This is a genomic window from Sulfitobacter sp. CW3 (assembly GCF_019392245.1).
Taxonomy (GTDB): domain Bacteria; phylum Pseudomonadota; class Alphaproteobacteria; order Rhodobacterales; family Rhodobacteraceae; genus Sulfitobacter.
Genome location: NZ_JAHXRL010000007.1, coordinates 149,053 through 175,873 on the forward strand (window position 1 = coordinate 149,053; position 26,821 = coordinate 175,873).

At 56.4% G+C, this 26,821-nt stretch carries 22 protein-coding genes and 1 pseudogene; 6 read left to right on the top strand and 17 right to left on the bottom strand.

Going from position 1 to position 26,821, the window contains the following annotated elements:
* Positions 1 to 2: 2 nt before the first annotated feature.
* The 3 genes from KZZ06_RS15810 to KZZ06_RS15820 are packed head-to-tail and all read right to left on the bottom strand — an operon-like array spanning position 3 to position 3,122.
* On the bottom strand, positions 3 to 824 hold the full coding sequence (locus tag KZZ06_RS15810; protein ID WP_219581087.1) for an SDR family NAD(P)-dependent oxidoreductase: 822 nt from the start codon (positions 822 to 824) through the stop codon (positions 3 to 5).
* A gap of 3 nt (positions 825 to 827) precedes the next feature.
* Entirely contained in the window at positions 828 to 1,943 is a 1,116-nt protein-coding gene (locus KZZ06_RS15815; RefSeq protein WP_219581088.1) for an acyl-CoA dehydrogenase family protein, read from the bottom strand.
* A 3-nt stretch (positions 1,944 to 1,946) separates the two neighbouring features.
* Positions 1,947 to 3,122: an acyl-CoA dehydrogenase family protein gene (locus KZZ06_RS15820; RefSeq protein ID WP_219581089.1), complete on the bottom strand. Its 1,176-nt coding sequence runs from the start codon at positions 3,120 to 3,122 to the stop codon at positions 1,947 to 1,949.
* Between the two features lie 127 nt (positions 3,123 to 3,249).
* Between KZZ06_RS15820 and KZZ06_RS15825 the strand changes: the two genes are divergently transcribed.
* The 3 genes from KZZ06_RS15825 to KZZ06_RS15835 are packed head-to-tail and all read left to right on the top strand — an operon-like array spanning position 3,250 to position 5,754.
* A complete protein-coding gene (locus KZZ06_RS15825) occupies positions 3,250 to 4,248 on the top strand; it encodes an NADPH:quinone oxidoreductase family protein (protein WP_219581090.1) in 999 nt (332 codons plus the stop codon).
* A gap of 18 nt (positions 4,249 to 4,266) precedes the next feature.
* Complete coding sequence (locus KZZ06_RS15830; RefSeq protein WP_219581091.1) at positions 4,267 to 5,271, top strand: NADP-dependent oxidoreductase; 1,005 nt, start codon at positions 4,267 to 4,269, stop codon at positions 5,269 to 5,271.
* 12 nt (positions 5,272 to 5,283) lie between these two features.
* Positions 5,284 to 5,754, top strand: coding sequence for a MaoC family dehydratase (locus KZZ06_RS15835; protein WP_219581092.1), 471 nt, complete (start codon positions 5,284 to 5,286; stop codon positions 5,752 to 5,754).
* A gap of 76 nt (positions 5,755 to 5,830) precedes the next feature.
* Here the strand turns inward: KZZ06_RS15835 and KZZ06_RS15840 are convergent, their stop codons facing one another.
* The 3 genes from KZZ06_RS15840 to KZZ06_RS15850 form a co-directional block, all read right to left on the bottom strand.
* On the bottom strand, positions 5,831 to 7,099 hold the full coding sequence (locus KZZ06_RS15840) for a multidrug effflux MFS transporter (protein WP_219581093.1): 1,269 nt from the start codon (positions 7,097 to 7,099) through the stop codon (positions 5,831 to 5,833).
* Entirely contained in the window at positions 7,096 to 7,569 is a 474-nt protein-coding gene (locus KZZ06_RS15845; RefSeq protein WP_219581094.1) for a MarR family winged helix-turn-helix transcriptional regulator, read from the bottom strand. The genes KZZ06_RS15840 and KZZ06_RS15845 overlap by 4 nt, the downstream gene beginning before the upstream one ends.
* 135 nt (positions 7,570 to 7,704) lie before the next feature.
* Entirely contained in the window at positions 7,705 to 8,691 is a 987-nt protein-coding gene (locus tag KZZ06_RS15850; protein ID WP_219581095.1) for an aldose epimerase family protein, read from the bottom strand.
* 171 nt (positions 8,692 to 8,862) lie between these two features.
* On the opposite strand from KZZ06_RS15850, the gene KZZ06_RS15855 reads away from it, so the two are divergent.
* Both KZZ06_RS15855 and KZZ06_RS15860 read left to right on the top strand, forming a co-directional pair.
* The gene (locus KZZ06_RS15855) at positions 8,863 to 9,846 is read left to right on the top strand and encodes a PleD family two-component system response regulator (RefSeq protein WP_219581096.1); all 984 of its coding nucleotides are present in this window, start codon (positions 8,863 to 8,865) and stop codon (positions 9,844 to 9,846) included.
* Entirely contained in the window at positions 9,843 to 10,220 is a 378-nt protein-coding gene (locus KZZ06_RS15860; RefSeq protein ID WP_219581097.1) for an Hpt domain-containing protein, read from the top strand. The genes KZZ06_RS15855 and KZZ06_RS15860 overlap by 4 nt, the downstream gene beginning before the upstream one ends.
* Before the next feature lie 109 nt (positions 10,221 to 10,329).
* On the opposite strand, the pseudogene KZZ06_RS22545 reads toward KZZ06_RS15860, so the two are convergent.
* The 9 genes and pseudogenes from KZZ06_RS22545 to KZZ06_RS15905 form a co-directional block, all read right to left on the bottom strand.
* Positions 10,330 to 10,599: pseudogene (locus KZZ06_RS22545) on the bottom strand (response regulator); the annotation flags it as partial.
* Between the two features lie 83 nt (positions 10,600 to 10,682).
* Positions 10,683 to 13,775: a CHASE domain-containing protein gene (locus KZZ06_RS15870; RefSeq protein ID WP_257884403.1), complete on the bottom strand. Its 3,093-nt coding sequence runs from the start codon at positions 13,773 to 13,775 to the stop codon at positions 10,683 to 10,685.
* Positions 13,776 to 14,035: 260 nt separating this feature from the next.
* Positions 14,036 to 15,304 (bottom strand): glycerate kinase, encoded by a 1,269-nt coding sequence (locus KZZ06_RS15875; protein WP_219581099.1) that lies wholly within the window; start codon positions 15,302 to 15,304, stop codon positions 14,036 to 14,038.
* Positions 15,305 to 15,319: 15 nt separating this feature from the next.
* Positions 15,320 to 16,885, bottom strand: coding sequence for a gamma-glutamyltransferase family protein (locus KZZ06_RS15880; protein ID WP_219581100.1), 1,566 nt, complete (start codon positions 16,883 to 16,885; stop codon positions 15,320 to 15,322).
* Positions 16,886 to 16,977: 92 nt separating this feature from the next.
* Positions 16,978 to 17,955, bottom strand: coding sequence for a nitronate monooxygenase family protein (locus tag KZZ06_RS15885; RefSeq protein ID WP_219581101.1), 978 nt, complete (start codon positions 17,953 to 17,955; stop codon positions 16,978 to 16,980).
* Between the two features lie 105 nt (positions 17,956 to 18,060).
* Positions 18,061 to 19,221 carry an acetyl-CoA C-acetyltransferase gene (locus tag KZZ06_RS15890; protein ID WP_219581102.1) on the bottom strand — a complete coding sequence of 387 codons (1,161 nt, stop codon included), beginning with the start codon at positions 19,219 to 19,221 and terminating at the stop codon, positions 18,061 to 18,063.
* A gap of 24 nt (positions 19,222 to 19,245) precedes the next feature.
* Positions 19,246 to 20,007, bottom strand: coding sequence for an SDR family NAD(P)-dependent oxidoreductase (locus tag KZZ06_RS15895; protein ID WP_219581103.1), 762 nt, complete (start codon positions 20,005 to 20,007; stop codon positions 19,246 to 19,248).
* Between the two features lie 120 nt (positions 20,008 to 20,127).
* Positions 20,128 to 21,408, bottom strand: coding sequence for a flavin-dependent oxidoreductase (locus tag KZZ06_RS15900; RefSeq protein WP_219581104.1), 1,281 nt, complete (start codon positions 21,406 to 21,408; stop codon positions 20,128 to 20,130).
* 42 nt (positions 21,409 to 21,450) lie between these two features.
* On the bottom strand, positions 21,451 to 21,894 hold the full coding sequence (locus KZZ06_RS15905; RefSeq protein ID WP_219581105.1) for a MarR family winged helix-turn-helix transcriptional regulator: 444 nt from the start codon (positions 21,892 to 21,894) through the stop codon (positions 21,451 to 21,453).
* 92 nt (positions 21,895 to 21,986) lie between these two features.
* On the opposite strand from KZZ06_RS15905, the gene KZZ06_RS15910 reads away from it, so the two are divergent.
* Positions 21,987 to 23,861: an FAD-binding monooxygenase gene (locus tag KZZ06_RS15910; protein WP_219581106.1), complete on the top strand. Its 1,875-nt coding sequence runs from the start codon at positions 21,987 to 21,989 to the stop codon at positions 23,859 to 23,861.
* 5 nt (positions 23,862 to 23,866) lie between these two features.
* Here KZZ06_RS15910 and KZZ06_RS15915 read toward each other — a convergent pair whose 3' ends face one another.
* Positions 23,867 to 24,997, bottom strand: coding sequence for an OpgC family protein (locus KZZ06_RS15915; protein ID WP_219581107.1), 1,131 nt, complete (start codon positions 24,995 to 24,997; stop codon positions 23,867 to 23,869).
* 13 nt (positions 24,998 to 25,010) lie between these two features.
* A complete protein-coding gene (gene mdoH / locus KZZ06_RS15920; RefSeq protein WP_219581108.1) occupies positions 25,011 to 26,819 on the bottom strand; it encodes a glucans biosynthesis glucosyltransferase MdoH in 1,809 nt (602 codons plus the stop codon).
* Positions 26,820 to 26,821 lie beyond the last annotated feature (2 nt).

A 26,821-nucleotide genomic window follows, 5' to 3' on the forward strand; every position in this document is an offset into this window, starting at 1 on the left:
CCTTAATGCAGCGCTTGTTCAAAAATGTTCGGCCCGCTCATCACGTTGATGCCACCGCTCACCGGAATAACGGCACCCGTGATATAGGCCCCGCCGATACCGCATAGAAACAGCATACAGCCCGCGATGTCAGTATCCGTACCCACGCGACGTAGCGGCACATCTTCGCCGACCTTGCTGCGCATACCTTCGTCATGGGTGGCAAAGGCGGTCATGCGCGACACGAACGGCCCCGGTGCCAAAGCGTTCACGGTGATCGCATCGCCGGCCAGTTCCTTGGCCAGAATTTTGCTCAGGTGGATCACGGCGGCCTTGGATGCGGAATAGCTGTAGGCACCGTCGCCCATCTCGCGTTCACCCATGACCGAGCCGACATTCACAACCCGCGCAGGGTCTTCGATGGTCGCGTGTTTCTTGAGCATTGGAAGCAGCTTTTGTGTCAGGTCGAACAGACCGGCCACATTGACGTTCATCACCTTTTCCCACGCCTTGAAGGGGAAATCGCCCAGCGGTGCCCCCCAAGTGATCCCCGCGTTGTTCATCAGGATATCAAGGCGATCAGTGCGCGCTTTCACCGCTTCCACCATCGCATCCACACCTTCTTCGGTGCCGACATCGCCAGCAAACCCGATGGCTTTGCCACTGGCACCCATCGCGTTCAGCTCTTTTGCAACAGCCTCGCAAGCGTCGCCTTTGCGGCTGGCGATCAGGACAGTCGCGCCTGCGCGGACCAGCGCTTCGGCAGCCATGCGGCCAATGCCTGTGGCACCGCCGGTGACTAGGGCGGTTTTACCCTCAAGCCCGAAAAGTGTATTGATATCCATAGTTTAAAATCCTCTGTGCTTGGCGACTTGGTTCGCGTGATAACCATAATCACCCAGCCATTCAGCGCCCACACGGGCGCGTTTCATATAAAATCCGATGTCATAAGCGTCGGTCATGCCGATACCCCCATGCATCTGAACACCCTCTTGCACCGCCAGTTGCGCCGTCGAAGTGGCACGTGCCTTGGCGAGTGAGACTGCCATGGTGGCGTTGTCAGGGTCTTCGTCCAGCATGCGGCCCGCGTTCATGATTGCTGATGCTGTCACTTCGATCTCGCACCACAGATGGGCGGCGCGGTGCTGCAAGGCTTGGAAGTTGCCAATGACAGTACCGAATTGCTTGCGCTCTTTCAGGTAAGCCACAGTCATCCCGAACGCACCAGCAGACAGCCCTGCCATCTCGGCGGCAAGCGCTGCCTGGCCTGCTTCTAGCGCGGGCTTCAACACGCTCATCGCGCTATCCACTTGACCCATGACATCCTCGCCTGTGGCTTCGACATTGTCGAAATCGATACGCGCGGAATCCCGTGCGTCGATCATGTTTTGTGCATTGCGGGTGATACCTGCGCGGTCGGCCGGAATATCGAACAGCGTCAGACCATCATCGGTCTTGGCCAACACCAGCAAACGACCTGCCAGCGCACCATCCACGACGAATGTTTTCTTACCACTCAGGCGGAAACCGTTGCCTTCGCGGGTTGCAACCATCGATGTTGCTTCGGGGTTGAACTTTGACGCTTCATCAACAGCAAGCGCATAGGTCACATCACCCGTGGCAATCGCGGCCAAAGCCTTTTGCGCGCGTGCATCGCTGACATTGCGCAGCGCCGTCGCGGCGATCACAGCGGTCGACAAAAACGGGCTGACGACCAAGGTCTTGCCCATTTCATGCGCCAGAACGCCTGCCGCGGCGTGGCCCATGTCGGACCCGCCAGCAGATTCAGGCACCAGCACACCGGCCCAGCCCATGTCAGCCATTTCTTTCCACATCTTCGCATCGTGGGTTTTTCCCGCGTCCCGCAGATCGCGGAACGCTTTGACAGGGGCGGATTTATCAAGGAAACCGCGCGCGGCGTCGGCCAGCATGGTTTCGTCTTCGGTCATTACCAGATTTGCCATGATTTATGCCCCCAGCCCAAGAACGCGGCGCGATACGATGCTTAGCATCACCTCGGATGTGCCGCCTTCGATAGAATTCGCTTTGGTACGCAACCAATCGGCTGGCCGGTTGCCCAAAGGCCCGTCCCATTCCAGCGCATCACTGCCGCCCGCAGCCATCAGCAATTCATGGCGCTGTTTGTTCAGCTCGGTGCCCATGTATTTCAACATCGCGGACGCATCACCTGCGCCAGTTCCCGCTTCGGCCTGATCCTTGTAGCGTTCGAGTGTCAGCCCAATCGCCAGCGCATCCACCTCGCAGCGCATCGCGTCGGCGCGCAGGGTGGTCTCCATTTCCTGACCTTCGCCAAGGGATTCGTTCAAAACCGCCCCCAAAGCACGCCCGCCAGACAGACCCTGCCCCCCGCCCGAGATCATCTCGCGTTCATGCGTCAGCAGGTATTTCGCCACGTCCCAACCGCGGTTTTCGGTGCCGACGATCTGGTGTTTCGGCACCTTCACATCGGTAAAGAAGGTTTCGCAAAATACCGACGCGCCCGAGATCAGTTTGATCGGGCGGGTTTCAACGCCTGCGTCTTCCATGTTGATCAGCAGGAACGAAATACCCTTGTGTTTGGGCGCTTCACGGTCGGTGCGGATCAGCGCGAAAATCCAGTCGGCTTTGTCAGCATAAGACGTCCAGATTTTCTGACCGTTGACCAACCAGTGATCGCCCTTGTCTTCGCCCTTGGTCTGAACACTGGCCAGATCGGACCCGGCACCCGGCTCGGAATAGCCTTGGCACCAGCGGATTTCACCGCGTGCAATCGGGGGCAAATAATGCAGTTTTTGTTCGTGCGATCCAAAGTGCAGCAAGGCTGGCCCAAGCATCCAGATGCCAAAGCTGTCCAGCGGACTGCGGGCACCGATACGGTCCATTTCCTCTTTGAAAATCTTTTCTTGCGAACGGTTTAGCCCGGCACCGCCGTATTCGACCGGCCACGTGGGCACGGTGTACCCCTTAGATGCAGCGCGTCCCATCCAGTCGCGTTGCGCGTCTGTTTCGAACTTAAAATTCTTGCCACCCCAACAGATGGATGCTTCACTGGCCTCGCCACCACGCATTTCGGCCGGGCAATTTGCCTCCAGCCAATCGCGCAGTTCAACTCGGAAACCCTCCAGTTCCTGATTGGACTGCATCGTATTCTCCCCCCTCGATTTTGCGGATAACAATTCCGCACTGCAAAATTGCATTTCGAAATTCGATTGACAAGACAGTTTCTGAACGCACCTATTGCTTTGCAAATTCTTGAGGAGGAATGTCGAAATGAAAGCCATGCTAAGCACCGCACCCGGTGGCCCGGAAACCCTGGAGCTGACAGAGCTGCCGCAACCCGAACCCAAAAAAGGCGAGGTCCGCATTCGGGTCCGTGCTGCTGGTCTAAATTTCCCTGACACGTTGATTATTCAGGATCTTTACCAGATGAAACCACCCCGCCCCTTTGCCCCGGGTGGCGAGGTTGCAGGTGATATCGACGCGGTTGGTGAAGGCGTCACAAACGTTGCTGTCGGTGACCGTGTTCTGGCGATGACGGGCTTTGGCGGCTTTGCCACTGACATGTGTATTGATGCCGGTCGGGTCATGAAAATACCCGATGCGATGCCATATGACGAAGCGTCATGTTTGGTGCTGACCTATGGCACGTCGCATCACGCGTTGAAAAACCGCGCTGAAATCAAGGCGGGCGAATCCTTGCTGATCCTTGGTGCTGCGGGTGGTGTGGGTGCTGCTGCGATCGAGTTGGGCAAAGCCGCCGGTGCAAAAGTCATCGCTGCCGTATCGTCCGAGGAAAAGGCGCAGTTCTGTCGTGATTTAGGTGCAGACGAAACAATCGTCTACAGCCGCGATATGGATGACCGCGCCACACAAAAAGAGTTCTCGAACGAGATCAAAAAGCTTGCAGGCGGTGACGGTGTTGATGTCGTCTATGACGCCGTTGGCGGTGCATATGCAGAACCCGCCGTGCGCGCGCTAGCGTGGAAAGGCCGCTATCTGGTTGTCGGTTTCCCCGCTGGTATCCCGAAGATTCCGCTGAACCTGACACTGCTAAAGGGGTGCCAGATCGTTGGCGTCTTTTGGGGCGCACACACGGTCCGCGAACCCCAAGCCCATGCCGAAAACATGGCCGATCTGTTTCGCATGTACGCAAGCGGCCAGATCAAACCGCGTATCTCTGCCCGTTTCCCGTTGGAAAAGGCAGCCGATGCGTTGACCCTGATGCAGGACCGCAAGGTTCTGGGCAAAGTCGTTCTTGACGTTGATTGAGCCTGAAAGGAAAGCAACATGACAAACCGACAAATCGTTATCGCCGAACTGCCGACCGATGCCCTGACGCCCGCACATTTCACAGAAACCACAACCGATATGCCCACAGCGGGCGACGGTCAGGTGGTGCTCAAGGTCATTTTGATGTCCATCGACGCGGCAAACCGGTCTTGGATGAAGGGCGCGACATACCGCGCTGCTGTGAATGCCGGCGACGCAATGCCGACATATGCAATCTGCGAAGTCACCGAAAGCAAATCAGACCGTCTGGCCGTTGGTGATATCGTCGCCGCCGAAGCAACTTGGTCAAATTACATCGTCGCCGAGGCACGCAAATGCGAAAAGCTGCCCAAAGTACCGGAACTGTCCAACCTGATGTCTGTCTATGGCATTGCGGGCAAGACCGCATTTCACGGGCTGATTTCCGTTGGCCAACCCATTGCAGGCGAAACCGTGCTGGTATCGGCGGCGGCGGGGTCGGTCGGCGGCTACGTTGGGCAAATCGCCAAGGCGCTTGGGTGCCGTGTTGTCGGCATCGCCGGTGGCGCTGAAAAATGCAAATGGGTCAAAGAAGAGCTCGGCTTTGACGAGTGTCTTGATTACCGCGCACCGGGCTTGGGCAAAGCATTGCGCGCCGCCTGCCCTGATGGGGTCGATGTGTATTTCGACAATGTCGGCGGCGCTGTGTTGGAAACCGCGCTGTTCAGCATGAACGAAAAGGGCCGGATCGTCTGCTGCGGCGCGATCAGCCAGTATGATACCGAAACACCAACCGGCCCGCGCAACCTGCCCGGTCTTGTTGTTGTTAAACGGCTGCGCATGGAAGGCTTCATTGTGATGGACTGGGCCCATGACGATGCCAAAGCCCTGCGCGCGCTGCAGACATGGGTCGCGAATGGTCAGATCAAAGTGACCGAAGACATTGTCGAAGGCCTTGAGAACGCGCCGCAAGCGTTGATTGGCCTTTTGGCAGGCGACAACAAAGGCAAGCGTATGGTGCGCGTTGCCGCTGATCCAGCATAGGAGGAAACCACCATGTCTTCATTGAAAAAGGCGGTTGAGCACAGCGAAACCCTGATCGGGACCGAAGTCGGGGTATCCGACTGGATCACCGTTGACCAAGAAATGATCGATCAATTCGCGAAAACGACTCATGATATGCAATGGATCCACATCGATCCAGAACGCGCCGCCGCAGAAACCCCGTTCGGGGGCACGATTGCCCATGGTTTCCTGACATTGTCGCTGGCCAGCCGCTTTGCCTATGATTGCTTTAGCATGATGCCGGGTCAGGTGATGGGCATTAACTATGGCATGAACAAACTGCGCTTTTTACGGCCTGTGCCTGCCGGATCGCGTCTGCGTGGGCGGTTCACCTTGCAAAAAGTCACAGCCCGCAACGCAACAGACATGCTGCGGGAAAACCTGCTAACGATCGAGATTGAAGGCGAGGAAACCCCTGCCCTGATCTGCGAATGGCTGGGGCTTGCCGTCTTTAAAGACTAAACCGTTCTGCATTTGACACAAAGGTCGCCTTGCACTGGGCGGCCTTTGGTATTTCCGGCACGCCAAGGGTACCTGCCTATTTGTCGGGGGCTGTCACGGGGCTGGATTGCGCAGCCAACGGACCGCATTGCGCCGGCGATTGATCAGGCAGCGGTTTGGCAACAGCCGGACCCAGCCTGTGATACCATGCAAACGCAATACACGCGACAATACCCATGATCGGGATCAAGGTGCCCATCGCAACAACTGCATCTCCCATCAAGGCACCCAGCGACCCCATCAACAGTCCTGACCCCATCTGAATAAAGCCCAACATCGATGCAGCGGCACCAGCGGCACGCCCAAATGGCGCAAGGGCGGCTGTCGACATTGCCGGCATCACAAATGCAATCCCGAAGGAATAAACGGCCACGGGGATCATCACATGCAAGAAGCTGGGCGACCACATCAGCAGCGTCAATGTCCCCATGCTGCCCAACGCGATAAACACCAGGCCAGGGGCAACCAAAGCATTCGCGCCATATCTTTTCATAAGAGTGCGACAGATCAGGGAGGCCGCGAAAAAGCTGCCTGATTGCGCCAGCATCGAGGCCCCGAATTGCGCAGGTGACAGGCCGACCTCATTCATCAGGATGAACGGCAAAAACGTCGCCTGTGCGTAAACAGCACCCAATGCACCCCCCATGACCAACGACGCTGAAATAAAGTGCTTGTTGGTCAAGAGCATCTTGTAAGTGCGCCCAAGCGCTGGAAAATTTAGCCGCGATCGGTCGGTGACAACCGTTTCCTTCAACGCGAAAATGACGACCGCGATAATACCGGCACCAAACACCGTCATTAACAAAAAGATCGACCGCCAGCCAAACAACGGCAGCATCAGCCCACCGATTGTTGGGGCCAGCGCAGGCCCAAGCGCCAGAATAATACCAATCAGATTCATGATCCGCGACGACTGGTCATCGGTGAACAGATCGCGCACCAACGCCCGTGAAATCGCCACACCAACCGACGCGCCGATCCCTTGGACAAAGCGCGCGCCCATCAGAACCTCGACCGACGGGGATAACATCGCTGCCAGACTTGCAACGCAATACAAAGCCATGAATGCAATCGTTACCGGACGCCGACCCAATGCGTCAGACAGCGGCCCCGCAACCAATTGCGCGCAGGCAAAACCGCCGAAATATAGCGTCAGGGTCAGCTTGATGACCGATTCAGTTGACCCGAAATGGCGCACCAGCTCGGTCATGGCGGGGGTGTATAAGGCCATAGAAACCGGCCCGATGGCCACCAACATCGCGCCAATGATACTGACCCTGCGTTCGGTCATTAAGGGGGCGGTCATAATGTGTCTTCCGCTTTCGAAGCAGCAACGCGCGGGCCATCGATATTGGCGCGCAGCTTGCGCGCGGTCTCAAGGAATGTTTTCCATTCCTCGGGGCAGAGTCCGTTTGAGATCAGATTTTCCGTCCGCTCACCCGCTTGGGCGATCTGCGCCAACGTATCCGCCGCTTTCGGTGTGAGGGTTACGATCTTGGCCCGGCGGTCTTTTGGATCAGCTTCCCGCGCGACCAAACCGTCTGTCTCAAGCCGGTCAAGAAAGCCGGTCAGGCTCATGGGGGTCATGCCAAGGCTTTCGGCCAATAGATGTTGGCGGGTGGGACCACACCGGGCCATATGCGCCAAAACGCGGGCCTCGGCCGCTGTAACCGTCAGTTGACCCGCTTCGATTTCACGGGCAAACACGCCACGGGTGATCCGCGCAATATCATTAAACAAAAATCCAAAACTATCGGTATCAATCGTTGTACGCATCAAGGGTCCATTATTCTCTTTGTAAGCCTGCCTTACTATATAGCAAGACCTAGCATTTATCCGCCCCCTGTCAAATTTTTATCGTTGAATAATTGGCATCAAATGCGCTGCATCCCTACCCTGCGCGGTATTTAGTCAGCGCAAATCTGAAACCACAAACCGGGCGCGGCTCACAAAGGTATCCCCGGCTTTCAGAAAGCTGGACGGAAAGCTGGGTTGATTGGGTGTATCCGGCCAGAATTGCGGCTCAATCGCAAGCCCCGCGCAAGGGCGATACGGCGTGCCAAGATGCCCGTTAACCGGCGCGGTATCGATATGAAGCCCATTATAAACTTGAATGCCCGGTTGGTTGGTCTGAACCTCTAACACGATACCCGACGCTTCCAACCGGCAAACCGTCTGCATCGGAGCGTTAGAGGCATCAAGGCAGAAATTATGATCCAAAACGGCACCGACATGACGTGGTTGCCGATAATCGAATGCCGTGCCCGCCACCCGTTCGGGCGAACCGACGGGGATTTGGTCGGCATCGACGGGTAAATACGTATCAGCCAGAACGGTCAGCATGTGATGCGAAAGGTCGGCCTGACCGGACAGGTTCCAGTATCCATGGAACGCGGGGCTGAAATACATGTCCGCATCCGACCGCCCTGTAATCTCGATCTCCAACGTGCCCGAGGCGGTCAGACGGTAAACTGCGGTCGCAACGATATTTCCGGGAAATCCACCCAGCCGATCAGGGTGTTCAAGAGTTAATTCGCACGCGTCCTCAGACACTTGGGTAAAGGTCCAGTTCCGGTCACTAAAGCCAGCGCATCCGCTGTGCAGCGTCGTGCAACCGTTTTCGTTCTTGTCCAGATCGAACAATTTACCATTAATCTGCATCCGGCCCTTGGCGATCCGATTTGCAACCGGCCCAACTATGGCCCCGAAATAGCGCATCTGACCCAGATACGAATCGAGGGTTTCGCCACCCAGAACCAGGCTGTGCTTAATACCCGCCACCCTATAATCCTGAAGTGTGGCACCCCAAGATAGAACCCGCGCGACGGCCCCACCAGCGCGCAATTCACACGCGTGGACCAGTGTACCATCGAGAAAAACATCAAACTTTTCTACCATTTAACCACTTATCCTGCTCTTGAGGTCGGCAGGAATTTTGTTCGTATACACAGAGATTCCCTGATAATGTATCAATATTGCCCATATTTTGACACGTTTCCCTTACACCTTGTTAACAGATTTAGCGGGGCGTTGATGCTCTGCATGTTAATATTTGGTGGGGCTAGGTAAATGAAAATTCTTGCGGTTGATGACGATCCAATCATCCTTGAACTGCTCGCGCATTTCATCGAGACAATGACAGAACACAAGCTGGTTATGGCCTCAAGTGCTGATGAAGCCATTGAAACGATCAGATCGAATGCGCGTGCGCCTTTCGATTGCTTCTTGCTTGATATCCAAATGCCCGGAACAGATGGCATCGCCCTTGCTGGCAAAATCCGCGACATGGATAACTATGTCGATACGCCTATCCTGATGCTTACCGCGATGTCAGAAAAAGATTACATCGATGCAGCCTTTGCTGCCGGCGCGACGGATTATGTGACCAAACCCTTTGAGATGTTCGAACTCAAGGCGCGGCTGGCGCTTGTTGAGCGTGCTTTTTCTGAACGCGAAGCGCGCCCGACCAAGATTTTCGCGGCCCAGAAAGTGAACCCCAACCAAGGTCGGGGCACACCGCCAATTGATCTGCATAACCCTGTCGCGATCCACGACATCGAAAACCTGATCGATTTCATGGCGTTCGAAAACTATATCCGCCAGCTTAGCCGGAACGATCTGTTCGGTTCGACCGCCTTTGCCTTTACGATCCGCGGGATTGCACATTATCACGCCACCATGTCGCCGTTCGAATTCTATTCCGTGCTGACAGATGTTGCTGAAATCATTTCGGACACACTGGGCGACGGCCAGTTCCTGATGTCCTATGCGGGAAACGGTACATTCGTTTGCATCACCGAAGCCGGCTGGCAGCCCGATATGAAGGCGCTTGGCCTTAGCGTGAACCTGACCCTTGCCAAGACTGAACTTTTTGACAACCAAGGCGAGCGGATTGAACCGCGGGTTTGCGCAGGTAATGCGATTAGGTTAATGTGGAAGACGAGCGCGACCGTTATGGACGCAATTTCCGCAGCACATGCCTCGTCCGAGGAATCCGTTGCTGCTCATGAACATGCACATAAAAACGCATGGCAAATTGGTCTGACTGCATGATGCACCAAAAACTCAAACTGCCAGGAATCGACCGGATCAGAAGTCGGTTTCTTGAGATGTTGAAAACCCGACAGGTTTCAATTGCCGAATATGCACTCGTTGCATGGGAAAGCTATGAACTCGAAGAGGTCAACGGTAGTTTGACGCTGGCGCGGACGTTGCTGCATCAGATCGCTGGCACTGCCGGTTCTCTTGGTTTTGAGGAACTGGGAAATGAGGCGCGGAGCGTAGAGACCGAGATTGATGACCATCTAAACGGCCCTGATGCCGACCTAGCCATCTGCCCCGGCCCTTTGTTTTTTCACCTAGATAGCTTTGTGCAACTTTGCCAAACCGTGCTTGATGCACAGCCGGAAACTGTCGATCCGTCTTAACCCGGACCGTCAGCCCACCACGGCTCTGATCTGATCCCCCAATGTGATGGGAACAAAAAGGCTTGCTGATCACATCAACCGCCCCGATCTGACGCAATTCGTCCATCTCGTTTGGTTGCGCGCGCGCTGTCATAAAGATCGCAGGGATCTCTGCAAATTCGGGCCGTTCACGCAGCCGTTCCAATGTCTGACGACCCGTCAACCCGGGCATCATCATATCAAGCAGTAAAACGTCAGGAATATAATCAAGCGCCCGCGCAAGAGCGTCTTCACCACTGTCACATTGGACAACCTCAAAACCGCCCGCCATCTCTAGCGCCAGCTCTACGATTTCGCGGATCGACTCGTCATCCTCAACGTGAAGAATTTTTATCACCATTACCCTCCCAAGTAAAAAAACGTTTGTTATCTAGGGTAAAGCACCGCAATTTGGCTAGGCTTACAACCCACAGCTTCATTAGACTATGCCCCGTTTTCGGCAAAATTTATAACGCAATCGATGATACGATTCATGTCAGCATGCGATTTCACCATATGCTCGCTGACGCGCTCATCTTTTGCGCGTACGGCATCAGACGTAAGCACGACGATACGTGCATTCGGTTGTTTCTCTTTTATCTCATCCAGCAAACCGGACGCGTCCCCGTCTGGGACAGTCCAATCCAGTATGATGACATCCCAAGCTTCGTCCGACAGCAAGCCACGCGTATTTCTGATCCGCGTGACATTATGCACATCCGCATAAGCGCTAATTCCCGCGCGGATGACTTCGGCAAAATCTTCGTCATCCTCAAGGTGGAGAACCTTTAGCCGCTTGCCCGGGACAGGGCGCGGTAACTTCTCAGCCGCGGGGACTTGCCCCTCGGAGAGTTGCGCAATCGGGCAGGTGAACCAAAATATCGTCGGCCCCTCGGGCGTGCTCTCAAATCCGATTTCACCGCCGTGCCGCCAGACGATCTCGCGGGTGATGTTCAAACCCAGACCTGTCCCGCCTTTGGCACGTGTATCTGATCCGTCCGCTTGCGAGAAACGTTGGAAAATACGCCCTTTGAACGATTCAGGTACGCCTGGCCCGATGTTTTGAACATAGACGACGGCGACATCGTCCCGCTTTTCGACGGTCACAGTCACATCTGTATCTTCATACGAATACTTGCACGCATTCGAAATCAAGTTGGCCATAACCTGCATCATACGCCCGGAATCCGCGGCGATGTGCAGCTCGTCTTTGGGCAAAACGAGCTCGAGCTTTGTCTTATGCGTGACAGCGAACGGCATCATTTCGCTTTGCGCAGATTGCACCAGCGCGCAAAGATCGACATCCACCATGCTAAAGCTGATCTCGCCCGAAGAAATCTTTTCGAGGTCCAGAATATCGTTCACGATATCCGTCAGCCGGTCGGAATTGGATTGTGCAATCTGCACCAATCGCAAGGCAGATGGGGGCAGCTTGTCGCGTGCTGCCAGTTCAATCAGGCCCAACGCCCCCTTGATAGATGTAAGCGGCGTGCGCAATTCATGGCTGACCGTTGAAACAAATTCGCTCTTGATCTGCTCCATCTTCTTTTTGTCGGTAATATCGACGACCTGCGCGATATAAACATAGGACCCTATGTTCTTGTCGTAATTCCACGTGATGTTGAACAAGCCCCAACGGTGCCCGCCGCTCTTGTGGCGGATCCTGAACTCCTCGCGATAAACATCTTGGTTACCCGCGCGCACCGTACTCAATACCGCTGCGATCATCCGGTCCATGTCGTCTTTGGGGATGATCCTGTCCAAATTGAAATCCTTGAGCATTTCAATATCGGAATAGCCTGTCAGCTCGGTCAATGCGGGGTTCACACCGATGAAATACCCACCACTGTTAAGCGTTGCCATCCCCACCGGAGCTGCCTCAAGCACGACGCGGAAACGCTTTTCGCTTGCTTCAAGGGCATTGCGGGAATGTCGCAGTTCGGTCACGTCGGTCTGCGTGCCGACCATACGCAAAGCATTGCCATCGTCATCGCGCTGCACAACAACGGCATCGGACCGCATCCAGCGCCAGTTGGTGCCAAACGCCACCCGGTATTCCGCGATAGAACGGACCGTTTCACCCCTGATGCACCGACGGTCGGCTTCTAATAGCATCGTCATATCTTCTGGGTGGATCCGCTCCATAAAGATGTCTTGGGGGTTTTCGACATCTTGCTTGATATCCATGATGTCGCGCCATGTGTGCGAGACGACAGATCTGCCGGTCTTAAGATCAATCTCGAACACACCAATTTGCGAACCGGACAACGCCGCATCAAAGCGCTGTTTGGTGATCACCAGTTCATTCGCAATTTCGACATCTGTCGTCACATCACGCAAAATCACGGTCGTGCGACGCTTGCCAGAGGACGTAACCCACCCGTTTGTATGCAAATCAATGAACAATTCGCGCCCGGTCATCGTGTGACCTAACCCATTATAGTTTGGCCGCGATTCATCTTCGGAAAGCTCCGTAACGAAATCCGAAAAAGACAACCCATGCAGCCCGTCCCGCTTGCCATCAAAACAACTGGTCGCCGCATGGTTGGCAAATACGATCTTGCGATCTGAGTCCAAAATCATCACGGCGACGACCGTATTCTCGACCAAAGACCGGTTTTCTTCTTCCCGTGCACTGATCTTTTTCTTCCGTAACGTCGCGATCTCGCGCAGGCTTTCGTTGCGCATTCGCAGGGCACGCATTGCGAATGCCAACATCAAAGAAAGCAGCAGCCCGCCGACCAGAACCAAAAATGGCGTGCGTGTGGTAAAGGTTTCGTTGAAAAGTTCCGTGCTGTGATAGTGGAGTGTCCACTGCCGGCCGAACATTTCCACGGTATAATCCGCACTATAAAGCGTATCCGTATATTCGTGTTCATGGCTGCTATAGATCAAAGCATCGTTGTGAGCTGCGATCCCATCATAAACTTCGAAGTCAAACAGCCTCCCCTCCTCGGGGTTCAATCCTTCCAGCAGATTACGACCGACAAAAGGCGCGTATACCCAACCCTTCAGGTCATCCCCCTCAAAGTACGGCTGCAGCAAAAGGAAGCCAGGCTGTGCTGTGTCATCCTGCACCAACAAAGTACGCGGAGTGAGCTGCGGCAATCCTGTTTCCCGCGCACGGTCTGCAGTTTCGCGGCGACCTCGCTCAAAGCTGATATCAAGGCCAACCGCCGCGGCGTTAATGTCCATTGGCGCGATATACTTGATAATGTATTTTATATCGCTTTCGGTTTCAGGATGCACAGTGAAACTCTGAATGCCCGCTTCACGCATACCCGCTACAAATTCCGGCACCTCATCCGCAGGAACAGGCTCGATAAAGCCAATTCCGTTTATACCGGGCAAGCTCTCTTTCACATTCAAGCTGCTCGCAAACATTTCGAAATCATCAGCCTCAGTATTTTCTGACGCGCGCATCATGCCCGCAGCGCCGTTGAGACTTTGTAAATAGACATCCAAACGGGTTTTAAGCTTCTGAAGAGCTACGTCGGTAATCCGCTGGAACTCTGCATTGGCCGCGGCTTTGCTCATCCGCGAACTCTCCGCGAACACCCCGAAGGTCACCAATACACACAAGATCACCAGAATTATATCAAGACGTTTGAACAACCACTAAACCCATTTAAACTTGTGCCGGGCACCTAGCGCTTTCGCATCGTTGGTGCAGCAAGGGAGACCTTATTCATTTATAGGTTGTGCTAAACTCTCAAACAACCCAAAAGCCCGCGAACCGTCAGATATTGTTGCAGATGATGAAACAATGAGAGCGATTGAAGCATCCCATATGCTTGCTAAGCCTTGGGGTACACCAATATCGCCCGAAAATCGTTTACATTTGTGAGGGTTGGGCCGGTAATGATCTGACCGTCCACCCGTTTGAAAAACCCGTGCGCATCGTTAGCTGCCAATGCTTTAGCCGGGTCAATTGCTTCGGCTTTAGCAGTGGTCAGGGTGTTGGGTCCGATGCATGCGCCGGCAACTTCGTCCGCACCGTCCACGCCATCCGTATCACAGGCCAGCGCCCAAAGATTCGGCGCGCCGTCCAACGCCAGGGCCAATGCCAGGCAGTATTCCGCATTTGGGCCACCGATACCGTCCCCGCGCCGTGTCACAGTCAATTCGCCGCCCGACAACATCACAACAGGCGGATCGCCCGCGTTCAGCTTGGCTTGTGTGGCTAGGGCAAGTTTTGCGTGCTCTTGTGCGACATCACGCGCCTCGCCTTCCAGGTCATTACCTAACCGGATAACATCCAAACTCACCGACCGGGCGTGCTGTTCTGCAGCATCCAGTGATTGCTTGGGGGCCGCATATATCTGGTTGGTCACGCGCGATAAACGCTGGTCGCCCGGCGCAATCACTTGCGACCCTTGGGCAAGCGCTGCGTTGACCGACGGCGGCACCGAAATCTTCCACTTGTCCAATATCGCCTGCACATCCGTGACCGTGCTTGCATCACCGACCGTGGGGCCCGATCCGATCATCGCCATATCATCACCTGGCACGTCCGAAATCATCAGGGCCAACATCTGCGCAGGATAGGTCGCCGCAGCCAGTTGCCCGCCTTTGACACGGGAAAGATGCTTGCGCACCACGTTCATCTTCTGGATCGGCGCACCGGACGACAGCAACTCTTGGTTAACGGATTGTTTCTCGGAGAGGGTTATTTCACCCAAAGGGGCCACCAGCAAAGCAGATGCCCCGCCTGAGATCAACGCCAGCACTAAATCGTCCTCGCTCAACCCCTCAACCAAGGCAATCATACGTTGTGTGGCAGTAACCCCGGCCTGATCCGGAACAGGGTGCGCCGCCTCGACGATCTCGATCCCCTGACAGGGCCGCGCGTACCCATAGCGGGTGATCACCAGCCCCTCGCAAGGGCCCCATTCGGCCTCGACCGCCTCGGCCATGCGTGCGCTGGCCTTGCCGGCACCGATCACCACGACCCGACCCGCAGGCCGCGCCGGCAGGAACCGCGCCAAACTTTGCATCGGGTCCGCAACTTCGACAGCGACATCAAACAAATTGCGCAGCAGCGTTTCAGGATCGATGGATGCCATAGTTATCTACCCTGCCTAAAACCCGACCGCACAGCCGTCTTTGCGGTGATCCGATCCGGCCACATATCCATCACCTTGCCGCGCAATCAGCTGTGCGCCGCCAAAGCCAAACGCATTATCAGGCGCTTCGCGGGTGATCTTGTGGCCTATATTTTCCAGCGCTGCGACGGTTTCGTCCGGCATGGTACTTTCCACGGCCACCTCAACCCCCGACACAAAACGCCAGCGCGGCGCATCACTGGCGGCTTGCGGCGATTGCCCGTGCACCATCATCCGGGTCACCATTTGCACATGGCCCTGCGCCTGCATCGGTCCGCCCATGACGCCAAAGCTCATCAAGGGGGCACCATCTTGCATGACAAAGCCCGGAATAATCGTCTGGAACGGGCGCTTGCTTGGGCCGATCTGGTTCGCGTGACCCGGGGTTTCTACAAACCCCGCGCCACGGTTTTGCAGGCTGATCCCTGTATCAGGCACAACAACCCCTGATCCGAAACCCATATAGTTCGACTGGATCAACGACACCATTTTGCCCGACGCATCCGCCGCTGTGATATAAACCGTGCCGCCATGTTTCGGCGCGCCTTCAACAGCGATTTTCGCCTTTTCGGGGTCGATTTCTGCCGCCCGCCGCGCCAAATACGCCGGGTTCAGCATCTCGCTTGGCGTGACGTCCATATGGGCTGGATCCGCGACAAACGCCTCTGCGTCAGCGAGGCCCAGCTTGATCGCTTCGATCTGCAAATGCAGTGCTTGCGGGCTGTCAGGGGCGTGGCTGGCAAGATCAAAGTGACCCAGAATACCAAGCGCGCTTAGCGCGGCGATGCCTTGCCCATTTGGCGGAATTTCATGCAGGGCCACGGCCGCATAATCCTGACTTAGGGTGCCGCACCAATCGGGACTGTGGTCGGCCAAATCCGACATTGACAAGGCTGACCCATGGCGCGCCGCATCTGCCACGATCTGTTCAGCCAGCACACCAGTATAGAAAGCGGTGCCTTTGGTTTCGGCAATCAACCTGAGTGATTTCGCCTGCGCAGGGTTGCGAAAAACCTCGCCTGCTTTGGGCGCGCGGCCATTTGGCAAAAAGCAATCGGCGAAACCCGGTTGCTGGCCCAAAGTCTTGCCGGCAATTTCCCAAAGCCGCGCGATAATCGGCGACACAGGGAACCCGTTTTCGGCATAATCGATTGCGGGGCCGAACAGTGTCTCGAATGGCAACGCGCCAAACCGGTCCGACAGCGCGACCCAGCCCGATACCGCCCCCGGAACCGTAACGCTGCCCCAGCCACGTTCTGTGACTTCGGTCGCGGTCAATCCTGCTGGCGATCTGCCCGATGCGTTTAACCCATGCAACGCGTCACCGTCCCACAAAATAGCGAATGCATCACTACCAAGGCCGTTGCCAGACGGTTCAACAACCGTCAGCGTAATCGCCGCTGCAAGGGCTGCATCAATGGCGTTTCCGCCTTTGTACAACATCGAAAGTCCGGCTTGCGCAGCCAGAGGTTGCGAGGTTGCGACCACATTACGGGCCAGCAAAGGACCGCGACGAATATCATAGGGTGTATCAAATTTCATGCGGCATCCTGCGACCGGAATTAAGCCGGACGCAAGCAGATAAATTGCATCTTATGGCAATTTACAAACAGGGCAGTGCGCCCACAGCCAACTTAGGCAGTCTGATCAAACAGACGTTTGCGTGCTGCCGCATATTCGACCGCAAGACGCTCAACCAACTCGGCTGCAGGCATCACCGATTTCACCGCGCCAATGCCCTGGCCCGCGCCCCAAATCTCTTTCCAGGTTTTGGGTTTTTCACGGTCCGTACCGAAATTCATATTCGACGGGTCTGACCGCTCTAGGTTATTGGGGTCCATGCCTTGCGCCTCGATCGACGGCTTTAGGTAGTTGCCCCAGACACCGGTAAACAGATCGGAATAGACGATATCCGATGCGCCCGAATCCGCGATCATCTGCTTGTAACGCTCATCCGCATTGGCTTCCTTGGTCGCGATAAACGCCGACCCGGCATAGCCGCCATCAGCCCCCATAGCCTGTGCCGCCAGCAAACTTGCACCGCTTGCGATCGCACCCGACAAGAACAACGGCCCATCAAACCATTCGCGAATTTCCTGAATCAACGCCAACGGGGATAGCGCACCAGCATGCCCCCCTGCCCCGGCGGCCACAGCGATCAGGCCATCAGCCCCTTTTTCAATCGCCTTATGCGCAAACCGGTTGTTGATCACATCGTGCAACACCACGCCACCCGCGCCATGCGCTGCATCGTTCAGCCAGTTTTGCGCACCCAGCGACGTGATCCACAAAGGCACCTCGTGCTTCACGCAAATCTCGACGTCCCGTTCCAGCCGTGCGTTCGATTTATGCACAATCTGGTTCACCGCATAGGGCGCTGCCGGATTGTCGGGGTTCGCTTGGTTGTGGCGGTCCAGCTCTTCTTTGATGCGGGTCAGCCAACGATCCAGCTCGATCGGTTCGCCTTCGGCCTCGCGGGCATTCAGCGCGGGGAAACTGCCAACGATCCCGGCCTTACACTGCGCAATAACCAGATCAGGATTCGAGATGATAAACAAAGGGCTGCCAATCAGCGGAATGCGCAAATTGTCAAAAAGGGCTGGTAGCGTCATGGGTTCCTCCGGGAAGCGTTCTTTTGCCTGCAACTTGTCAGGATGCTGAAGATTTGGGAATGACAAACGTTGCGTCCGTTATTCCCTAGTGCATTATTTGGGGCCCTAGACTGCCTCGATGATTGTGACGTTAGCGATACCGCCGCCCTCGCACATTGTTTGCAACCCGTATTTCTTGCCCTGTGCATGCAGGCTGTGCACCAGCGTCGTCATCAAGCGCGCGCCAGACGCCCCCAACGGATGGCCAAGCGCAATAGCGCCGCCATTTACGTTCAGCTTTTCAGGATCGGCACCCGTGTGCTTGAGCCAAGCCATCGGGATCGGCGCAAAGGCTTCGTTCACCTCGAACAGATCAATATCGCCGATCTTCAGTCCCGCACGTTCCAATGCGCGGTCGGTGGCAGGCAGTGGCTCTTCCAGCATGATGACAGGATCACCGGCGGTCACCGTCAGGTTTACGATCCGCGCCTTGGGGGTCAGGTTGTATTTCTTTAACGCCGCCTCGGACACCACCAGCACACCCGCCGCGCCATCACAAATCTGCGACGCATTCGCCGCCGAGATCATACCGTTCGGATCCAGCAGTTTTACGCTTGAAATAGTCTCTAGCGTTGCATCATCGCGAATGCCTTCGTCGCGGGTGTGCATACCGCCTTCGATTGCCAGCGGTACGATTTCAGCATCAAACGCACCTGCATTGCTGGCGACCGTGGCACGGCGGTGGCTTTCCAAGGCATAGCTGTCCAGCTCTTCGCGGTTAAACCCGTGCTTTTGCGCGACCATCTCGGCCCCGATAAACTGGCTAAAGTTCTTGGTGCCATAGCGTTCCGCGATACGGTCGCTAAACGGCCCCTCGCCCAGCCCCGCCTTGGCGTGCAAGGTCACGTTCGACATCATCGGCACGCGCGTCATGCTTTCGACACCCATGGCGACAACCACATCTTGCGTTCCCGACATCACCGCTTGGGCCGCGAATTGTACCGCTTGTTGCGAGCTGCCACATTGCCGGTCGATCGTTACGGCAGGCACCGATTGCGGCAGGTTTGACGCCAAGACGCAATTGCGCCCGAACGCAAACGACTGCTCGCCCGCTTGGGTCACACAGCCAACGATCACATCGTCGATGATTGCCCCGTCAATGCCACTGCGCGCGACCAGTGCATTCAGCACCTCGGCCCCTAAATCCGCCGGGTGCCAGTCACGCAAAGCACCCCCGCGTCGCCCGCCAGCCGTGCGAACTGTTTCTACAATATATGCGTCAGCCATGGTTTTCCCCTCCCGGAAAGATCGTTACTTCGGTGCCATACGGATCGCGCCATCAAGGCGGATTGTTTCGCCGTTCAGCATGGGGTTGTCGATAATTGCGCCAACCATCTTGGCGTATTCCGACGGGTCCCCCAACCGGCTTGGGAACGGCACTTGCGCACCCAGCGATGTTTGCGCTTCTTCTGGCAAGCTGGCCAAAAGCGGCGTCAGGAACAGACCCGGTGCGATTGTCATCACGCGGATGCCATAGCGCGCAAGCTCGCGGGCGATCGGCAAGGTCATGCCCACAATACCGCCCTTGGACGCGGCATAGGCCGCCTGCCCGATCTGCCCGTCAAACGCCGCAACCGATGCGGTGTTGATGATCACGCCACGCTCTTCCCTGATGGGGTCGGCCTTGTGCAATGCTGCGGCGAATTTCGATAATACGTTGAAAGACCCCAAAAGGTTGACGTTGATCACCCCGGCAAAGCTTTCCAACGGCAGCGCGTCGCCTTCGCGGCTGACGACTTTGGCTGGTGGTCCGATGCCTGCACAGTTCACCAAGATGCGCGCCTTGCCATGCACACCTTCGGCATCTGCAATTGCAGTGGCGACAGCGTTTTCATCCGTCACGTTCACCTTGAAAAATTTACCACCGATTTCGGCGGCTTTGGCCTCGCCCATGTCTGCATTCATGTCAAAGATCGCGACCTTGGCACCGGCCTTGGCCAGCATTTCAGCTGTCGCACCCCCCAAACCAGATGCGCCGCCGGTTACAATCGCGGCTTGTCCTTGAAGTTCCATAGTCTGTCTTCCCCCTGGCAGCCTACGCCGCCCCCTTATTTGAATTTCACGGGAATGTTGCGCGGGGCGCGGGGGAATTCAATCGAAAAGCCGGAAAGATGCAGAATAATACGCAGCCCGTTACTCGGGCACCTTGGCCCCTTGGGCAATCGTCGGCGGTGCGTTGTTCAGCTGTTCAATCGCAAAACCGGCGGCGGCTTTGTAGCGGGCCATAAAGGCATTGCGTTCTTCCTCAGGGACCACATCATTGATGTCGGTAAATTCCCCTGCACACCGATCGTTCACCATGTTCAAAAGGCCAAATGGCCCTGCCCCACGGTTGCGCAAGATCAGCTCTGATACAGGTCCGCACAGCGCGTCGTCATACGCGTGCAAAGCGGCAGGCGTCACACCATGCTTCAACATAGACGCGCCGATGGTGCGTGCATCGATGATCGCCTGGCTGGCCCCGTTTGACCCGGTCGGATACATCGCATGCGCCGCATCCCCCATCAAAGCCACAGATCCTTCGACCCAAGTATCAACCGGATCACGGTCGATCATCGGGTTTTCATAGGCAATTTCGGCACCGTTCAGCAAGGCAGGCACATCTAGCCAATCATAGGTCCAACCTTCGAAATGATGGATAAAATCGGACACTTTGGCAGGTTTGTACCAGCCGCTTTTGCGGTCTTCGGTTTCGTCTAACGTTACTTCGGCGATCCAGTTGATATCGGCATAGCCCTGATCATCCACCTGCGAAATCGGATAGATCACCATGCGTTGCAGATGCGTGCCCAACCCAATAAAGGACGATCCCGTCCGGCTGGGTTTTGCCCGCGTCGTGCCGCGCCACATCAATGCACCGCCCCAATGGATCGGCGGCTGATCGGGGTGCATCTGCGCGCGGATCGCCGAATGAATACCGTCTGCGCCAATCAACAACGTACCAATTTCAACGGCCTTGCGGCCATCGGCGTGGGCAATCTGCGCGCTGACTGTCCCGTCGGCGTTCTGGACATACCCCGTGACCTTTGCACCCAGCTGCACCGCGTTACTGCCTGCGCGTTCAATCAGCGTATCATACATCAACATATGCAGCTTGCCCCGGTGTGCTGCGTATTGTGGCCAGTTATAGCCAGCTTCGGTCCCGCGCGGTTCAGCGTATATTTCCTGCCCCTGCTGCCCGACCAAAGCCCATTCGCGCGCGGGCACTCCGACCTTGTCCAGATCGGCAGCGGTGATGCCCAGATCAAACAGTTCGCGCACGGCGTTTGGCTGGATGTTGATCCCGACCCCCAAAGGTTTCAATTCGCGCACCGATTCAAAAACGGTGCAGCGCACGCCAATCTGATCAAGCGTCAAGGCAAGGGCCAACCCACCAATGCCACCACCAGCAATCAAGACATGGGGTTTGGACATAATTTTTACCGCCTTTGAAGAAATTTAAGATGTGTTAGCAGATCACCGAAGCGGGTCAAACCCATCCTCAAGGCCAACCGCCTTGCTGGCCAATGCGATGAACTGCGCGCGCTCTGCGTCCGAAAGCCCGCTCAGGATGTCACTTTGCAAGGCGCTGACGATTGGCGCGGCCTTGTGCAAAACCTCCCGCCCCTGCGCGGTTAGCGTGACGTGCCGGGCGCGTTTGTCGTCGGGGTTAATGCTGCGGATGACCCAGGTTTTACGTTCAAGCCGATCAACAACGCCCCCGATGGTCGCGCGGTCATACGCAATGTGATGCGCAAGGCGGGCCTGATCCAGGCCGGGGGTATCGTTGATGGTCTGCAAGGCTGCAAACTGGACCGACGTCATATCAATACCCGCAGCTTTCATCTGCTCGGAAAACGTGGCGGTCGAAAGCTGGTGCAATCGCCGGATCAAATGGCCGGGCATAGCGTTTAAGGGCATGTGTCACCTCTAATTGGTATGCATACTTACCATATTGACGCCGCCATGAAAGACCCGTTATGGTAAGTGCACTTATTAACTAAGGGCGTAAGATGCAGTACCACCTGAACGGATTTCGCGCGGGCAGCCCGGATATCGCGGCATCCACCGGCCCGGACCATCCCGCCGCGCCGCCTGCGCAAGTGGACGTGCTGATCGTTGGGTGCGGCCCAGCCGGATTGACGCTTGCCGCGCACCTGTCTGCCTTTGGTGATATATCAACCTGCATCATCGACCAGAAATCCGGCCCGCTGCAGATCGGTCAGGCGGACGGCATAGCCTGCCGGTCGGTCGAGATGTTCGAAGCTTTTGGGTTTTCCAAACGGGTGCTGCGCGAAGCCTATTGGGTGAATGAAACGACGTTCTGGAAACCTGATCCTGCGCGGCCCGATCACATCGCCCGCAGTGGCCGTATCCAAGACACCGAAGACGGGCTATCGGAAATGCCCCACGTAATCCTGAGCCAAGCGCGGGTGCATGATTTCTATCTTGATGTGATGCGGCAAGGCCCCCGGCGGTTAGAGCCGCATTACGATCGCACGTTCATCAGCCTGACGCGCGATGACAGCGCCGATTATCCCATCACAGTTACCATTGAACATAAGCCTGACGGCGCGGCCCCCCTCTCCGAGACAATCCATGCCCGTTATGTCATCGGTTGCGATGGCGCGCGCAGTGGGGTGCGCCGCGCGATAGGTCGCGATCTGGTTGGGGATGCCGCCAATCAGGCGTGGGGTGTCATGGATGTGCTGGTCGAAACAGACTTTCCCGATATCCGGCTGAAATCCGTGATCCATTCAGCGGCCCAAGGCTCCGTTCTAATCATTCCGCGCGAAGGTGGCTATCTCGTGCGCCTGTATATCGAGTTGGACAAACTGAACCCGGATGAACGCATATCGCAGAAAAACATCACCGCCCCCCAATTGATCGCGGCAGCACAGCGGATCATCGCCCCCTACACACTAGACGTAAAGGAAATCGCGTGGTGGTCCGTGTACGAAATCGGCCAACGTCTGTGCGACCAGTTTGATGATGCAGAAAACGGCGCCGACCCAAGGGTATTTATCGCAGGCGATGCCGGCCACACCCACAGCCCCAAAGCCGGGCAAGGCATGAATGTATCGATGGGTGATGCTTTCAATCTGGGCTGGAAACTGGCCGCTGTCCTGCGCGGGCAATCTGCGCCATCGCTTTTGCACAGCTATTCGGCCGAGCGTCAGGCCATCGCGCATGAGTTGATCGATTTTGATCGTGCCTTTGCCAAGATGTTCAGCGCGCGACCCAAAACGGCACAGGATGCAGGACAAGACACCATAGATCCCTCAGAATTCCAGCGCTACTTCCAAAAGCAAGGGCGCTTTACGGCGGGTACATCTGTGCACTACGGCCCGTCCCTTTTGGTTGGCGATGCGCGACACCAGCATCTGGCAAAAGGGTTGGTTGTGGGCATGCGTTTTCATTCAGCGCCCGTGATCCGCGTTGCAGATGCAAAACCGGTGCACTTGGGGCATGTTTTAAAGGCTGATGGCCGGTGGCGTATTCTGGCATTTGCTGGCGAAGACAACGACCTTCGGCCCCTATGCCGCTATTTAGGGTCGAAATCATCGCCCATCGTCAAAATAACGCCTAACGGTGCCGACGCCGATGCCGTCATTGATTTTCGGGCAGTTTATCAAACCCCGCACCGCGACATCGACCTGCGCGCCCTGCCCTCTTTGCTGCTCCCTAAAAAGGGGAAACATCAGCTGACCGATTACGAAAAGATATTTAGCGCCGATCCAGCGTCAGATATTTTCGATCTGCGCGACATCGACAGGGCAAGCGGATGTATCGTGATCGTGCGGCCAGATCAGTATATCGCCGACGTTCTACCCTTGGACGCACATAGCGCGGTGTCGGAATTCTTTGAAAGCGTTCTGACCGCTTAGGTTCATCAAGCCGGTTTCTGCGCCAATTGCCATTTGATCCGGACGAAACCCATCTGAAGCGCAAGACCGACAAAAACAAACGCCATATCAAAGATCCAAGGATCATAAATCAACGCGGCTTTGATCGACTGACCCAAGATCGACAACACCGTTCCGAGCGCGAAACACGCCAATCCAAACCGCCCCATCAGCTCGACCGGCCAGACCCAACGGCTGGCCGATAGACGCGTGACCCAGCTTTGCGTCGACAGGAAATACACCAACGCCAAAAGATGCAGCAAACGCGGCGCGGCAAGAAACGTTTTGTCGAAACCTGTTATATAGAAGGGAAACCCGTGATCGTGCAGAAACGACAGCCCGGCGCGGCCATAGAACTGAACGATATCGATTTTCAACCACGCCAGAACAAAGATCAGAAACGCCAGCGTTGCCCATCTGGCCCAGGCGACATCGGGGACAAGCCGCTTGCCTGATTTCAACCGCATCCCGGTGGCCAGACCAATCGCGAACAGGAACTGCCACGCGAAGGGGTTAAAGAACCACCCGCCCTCATTTGGGAAGGCGGGGATATTCAGGCGCGCCTCCCCAGTCACAACCCACAGCAGGAACGACCCGCCAAGCATGACCCACATATTGCGTCGGCCGACCAGAATCATAACCGGCGTCATCAACAGCAATGCCGCGTACATCGGCAAGATGTTCAGATACCCGAACTGATGCCCCAGCGTCGCAATACCGATGGTCGCCTGAACGGGTGCAGCGATCCATGGGGCAACATTGTTAACGCCCCACATCTTTTCGGCACCAAACCAATAGGCCGACCCCATCATAATCGCCAAACTGATCATCGTAATGACCAGATGCACCGAATAAAGCGTCCACGCGCGGCCCCAGCATTTCGCCACAGCACGCCAAAGCGGCAAGCGTTCAAATGCCATCGGATAGGCCAACCCTGCCGCCATTCCGGACATGAACACAAACCCCTCGGCCGCGTCGGAAAAGCCAAAGTTACGGTTTGTAAAAAGCTCAAGCGGGTTGCCCGGCACATGGTTGATGAAAATCATCACCAGCGCCAACCCCCGAAAGAAATCGAGACGCGGGTCGCGAGAGGACGCAGGATGGCTGGATAGGGTCATGGATGCAGACATTTCAGGCTGGAACAGGTGCGTTCGTCGTATTGGGCGACGCGAATGAAATCGGGGTTTGGGCCCATTGGCCCATGATCCGATGGTGATCGGCAATGACGCGCGGCAGCGACAGTTCTTCGGGTGTGGCGAAAACCACCCCGTTTGACGGCTGCGATGTGAACCAGATCACCACGGGGGCCAACACCAGCGGAATACCGATCGGCAAAACCCAAAACATAAGGTTCGCAGCAAAGGTATAGGTCAGAAAAATGATCGCGATACCCCAAAGCTGTATCCACCATCCGGCGGCGAAAGCCTCGGGCAGGGTCAACCGCCCGTCGCCGCGGGTTTGCGCCGGCCAACCGCCATCCCGCCCGCTAAGCACCTGAAGCACGGCGCGCGTTTGCCACATCAGCATAATCGGCGCATTGATCGACGACATCAGCAATTCCCGCAGCATCCCCCGCAGGGCGGTCAGCGCCCCGCCAAACTGCGAAACCCGCCCGCGCAATGCCGCATCCAGCAAGATAAGCACCTTGGGAAGCACCAACAAACCAAACACCCCCACCGCGACACCGACGGCTTTTGAGGTTTGATCCGACGGGAAAACCGGAAATAGCTGAAAGGTTTCTGGGAAAAAATCAGGCGCGGGCGCGGTTGCCGTGGCGTATAAGTTAGACGCTAGAAACATCATCCAGAACAGCGGCGCGATATAGCTCAGGATACCTTGGAATAGCGCAAACCGCGACCAGGCTTTCAGCCCCGGCGCGGAAATCACGCGGATATGTTGCAGGTTCCCCTGACACCAGCGCCGGTCGCGTTTGGCGAAATCGATCATGTTTTCCGGCCCTTCCTCAAAGGACCCTTCAAGATCGGGATCAACGCGAACAACCCAGCCTGCGCGCGCCAACAGGGCGGCTTCGACATAATCGTGGCTTAGGATATGGCCGCCAAAAGGGGGCGGTCCAGACAGCTCGGGCAGTGCGCAGCTTTCGGCAAAGGCGCGCACCCGGACCAAGGCATTGTGGCCCCAAAACGCCCCTGTGGCCCCCTGCATTGCGGCCTGCCCTTGGGCGAATACTGGCGAATAAAAACCCGCCGCGAATTGCATCGCACGGCCAAACCGGGACTGCGCGCCGATGATACGTGGCAAGGTCTGCAACAGCCCCAGCTTTGGCGCGGCCTGCATCCGGCGCACCATTTCCGCAATGGTCGCCCCTTCCATCAAGCTGTCCGCATCAAGGATCAGCGCAAAGTCGTAATTTGCCCCGGAGGTTTCAAAGAAATCCTGAATGTTGCCAGCCTTGCGCCCGATGTTGCGCACGCGGCGTCGATAGAAAAACCTTTGCGGTTTACCTTCCGCTTTGCGGGCATCTTGCTGGCGGTCCTCCCATAAATGGACAAACCAACGCTCCTCCTCGGCCCCGACCCTAGCGTCCTGCGTGTCAGACAGAATGGCGAAATCAAAATGCTCGGTCAGCCCGAGGCGCGCAATGGCATCATCCATTGCGGCCACGCGGGCGAAAACTGCACCGGGGTCTTCGTTATAGACGGGCATCAAAATGGCAGTGCGGGCGGTGATCGGCGTTGTCATCGCGGCGGCAGGCTTGCGCGTGGCAATCAACCCCTCGACCGATTGCATCGCGCCCCAAGCCAGCCAAAACGTGGTGATAAACACCAATGCGGCGCGCACCCCGTCGACCATCTGATACCCGTCCGCGGCACCAAATTGCAAAAACAGCGCAGCGGCACCAGCTCCAAGGCCGATGCTCATTACCAACGCAAAGACACGCGCCGAAAGCACGCCGCCCGAGAAGGATTTAGCGTTCATCT

Bases quoted from the DNA above. Each gene is read 5' to 3' on its own strand.
- KZZ06_RS15915 (WP_219581107.1), bottom strand. From the start codon at position 24,997: ATGACCCTATCCAGCCATCCTGCGTCCTCTCGCGACCCGCGTCTCGAT.
- KZZ06_RS15825 (WP_219581090.1), top strand. From the start codon at position 3,250: ATGAAAGCCATGCTAAGCACCGCACCCGGTGGCCCGGAAACCCTGGAG.
- KZZ06_RS15900 (WP_219581104.1), bottom strand. From the start codon at position 21,408: ATGTCCAAACCCCATGTCTTGATTGCTGGTGGTGGCATTGGTGGGTTG.
- KZZ06_RS15890 (WP_219581102.1), bottom strand. From the start codon at position 19,221: ATGGCTGACGCATATATTGTAGAAACAGTTCGCACGGCTGGCGGGCGA.
- KZZ06_RS15835 (WP_219581092.1), top strand. From the start codon at position 5,284: ATGTCTTCATTGAAAAAGGCGGTTGAGCACAGCGAAACCCTGATCGGG.
- KZZ06_RS15885 (WP_219581101.1), bottom strand. From the start codon at position 17,955: ATGACGCTACCAGCCCTTTTTGACAATTTGCGCATTCCGCTGATTGGC.
- KZZ06_RS15875 (WP_219581099.1), bottom strand. From the start codon at position 15,304: ATGGCATCCATCGATCCTGAAACGCTGCTGCGCAATTTGTTTGATGTC.
- KZZ06_RS15855 (WP_219581096.1), top strand. From the start codon at position 8,863: ATGAAAATTCTTGCGGTTGATGACGATCCAATCATCCTTGAACTGCTC.
- KZZ06_RS15815 (WP_219581088.1), bottom strand. From the start codon at position 1,943: ATGGCAAATCTGGTAATGACCGAAGACGAAACCATGCTGGCCGACGCC.
- KZZ06_RS15905 (WP_219581105.1), bottom strand. From the start codon at position 21,894: ATGCCCTTAAACGCTATGCCCGGCCATTTGATCCGGCGATTGCACCAG.
- KZZ06_RS15810 (WP_219581087.1), bottom strand. From the start codon at position 824: ATGGATATCAATACACTTTTCGGGCTTGAGGGTAAAACCGCCCTAGTC.
- KZZ06_RS15880 (WP_219581100.1), bottom strand. From the start codon at position 16,885: ATGAAATTTGATACACCCTATGATATTCGTCGCGGTCCTTTGCTGGCC.
- KZZ06_RS15860 (WP_219581097.1), top strand. From the start codon at position 9,843: ATGATGCACCAAAAACTCAAACTGCCAGGAATCGACCGGATCAGAAGT.
- KZZ06_RS15870 (WP_257884403.1), bottom strand. From the start codon at position 13,775: ATGAGCAAAGCCGCGGCCAATGCAGAGTTCCAGCGGATTACCGACGTA.
- KZZ06_RS15830 (WP_219581091.1), top strand. From the start codon at position 4,267: ATGACAAACCGACAAATCGTTATCGCCGAACTGCCGACCGATGCCCTG.
- KZZ06_RS15850 (WP_219581095.1), bottom strand. From the start codon at position 8,691: ATGGTAGAAAAGTTTGATGTTTTTCTCGATGGTACACTGGTCCACGCG.
- KZZ06_RS15895 (WP_219581103.1), bottom strand. From the start codon at position 20,007: ATGGAACTTCAAGGACAAGCCGCGATTGTAACCGGCGGCGCATCTGGT.
- KZZ06_RS15910 (WP_219581106.1), top strand. From the start codon at position 21,987: ATGCAGTACCACCTGAACGGATTTCGCGCGGGCAGCCCGGATATCGCG.
- KZZ06_RS15845 (WP_219581094.1), bottom strand. From the start codon at position 7,569: ATGCGTACAACGATTGATACCGATAGTTTTGGATTTTTGTTTAATGAT.
- KZZ06_RS15840 (WP_219581093.1), bottom strand. From the start codon at position 7,099: ATGACCGCCCCCTTAATGACCGAACGCAGGGTCAGTATCATTGGCGCG.
- mdoH (WP_219581108.1), bottom strand. From the start codon at position 26,819: ATGAACGCTAAATCCTTCTCGGGCGGCGTGCTTTCGGCGCGTGTCTTT.
- KZZ06_RS15820 (WP_219581089.1), bottom strand. From the start codon at position 3,122: ATGCAGTCCAATCAGGAACTGGAGGGTTTCCGAGTTGAACTGCGCGAT.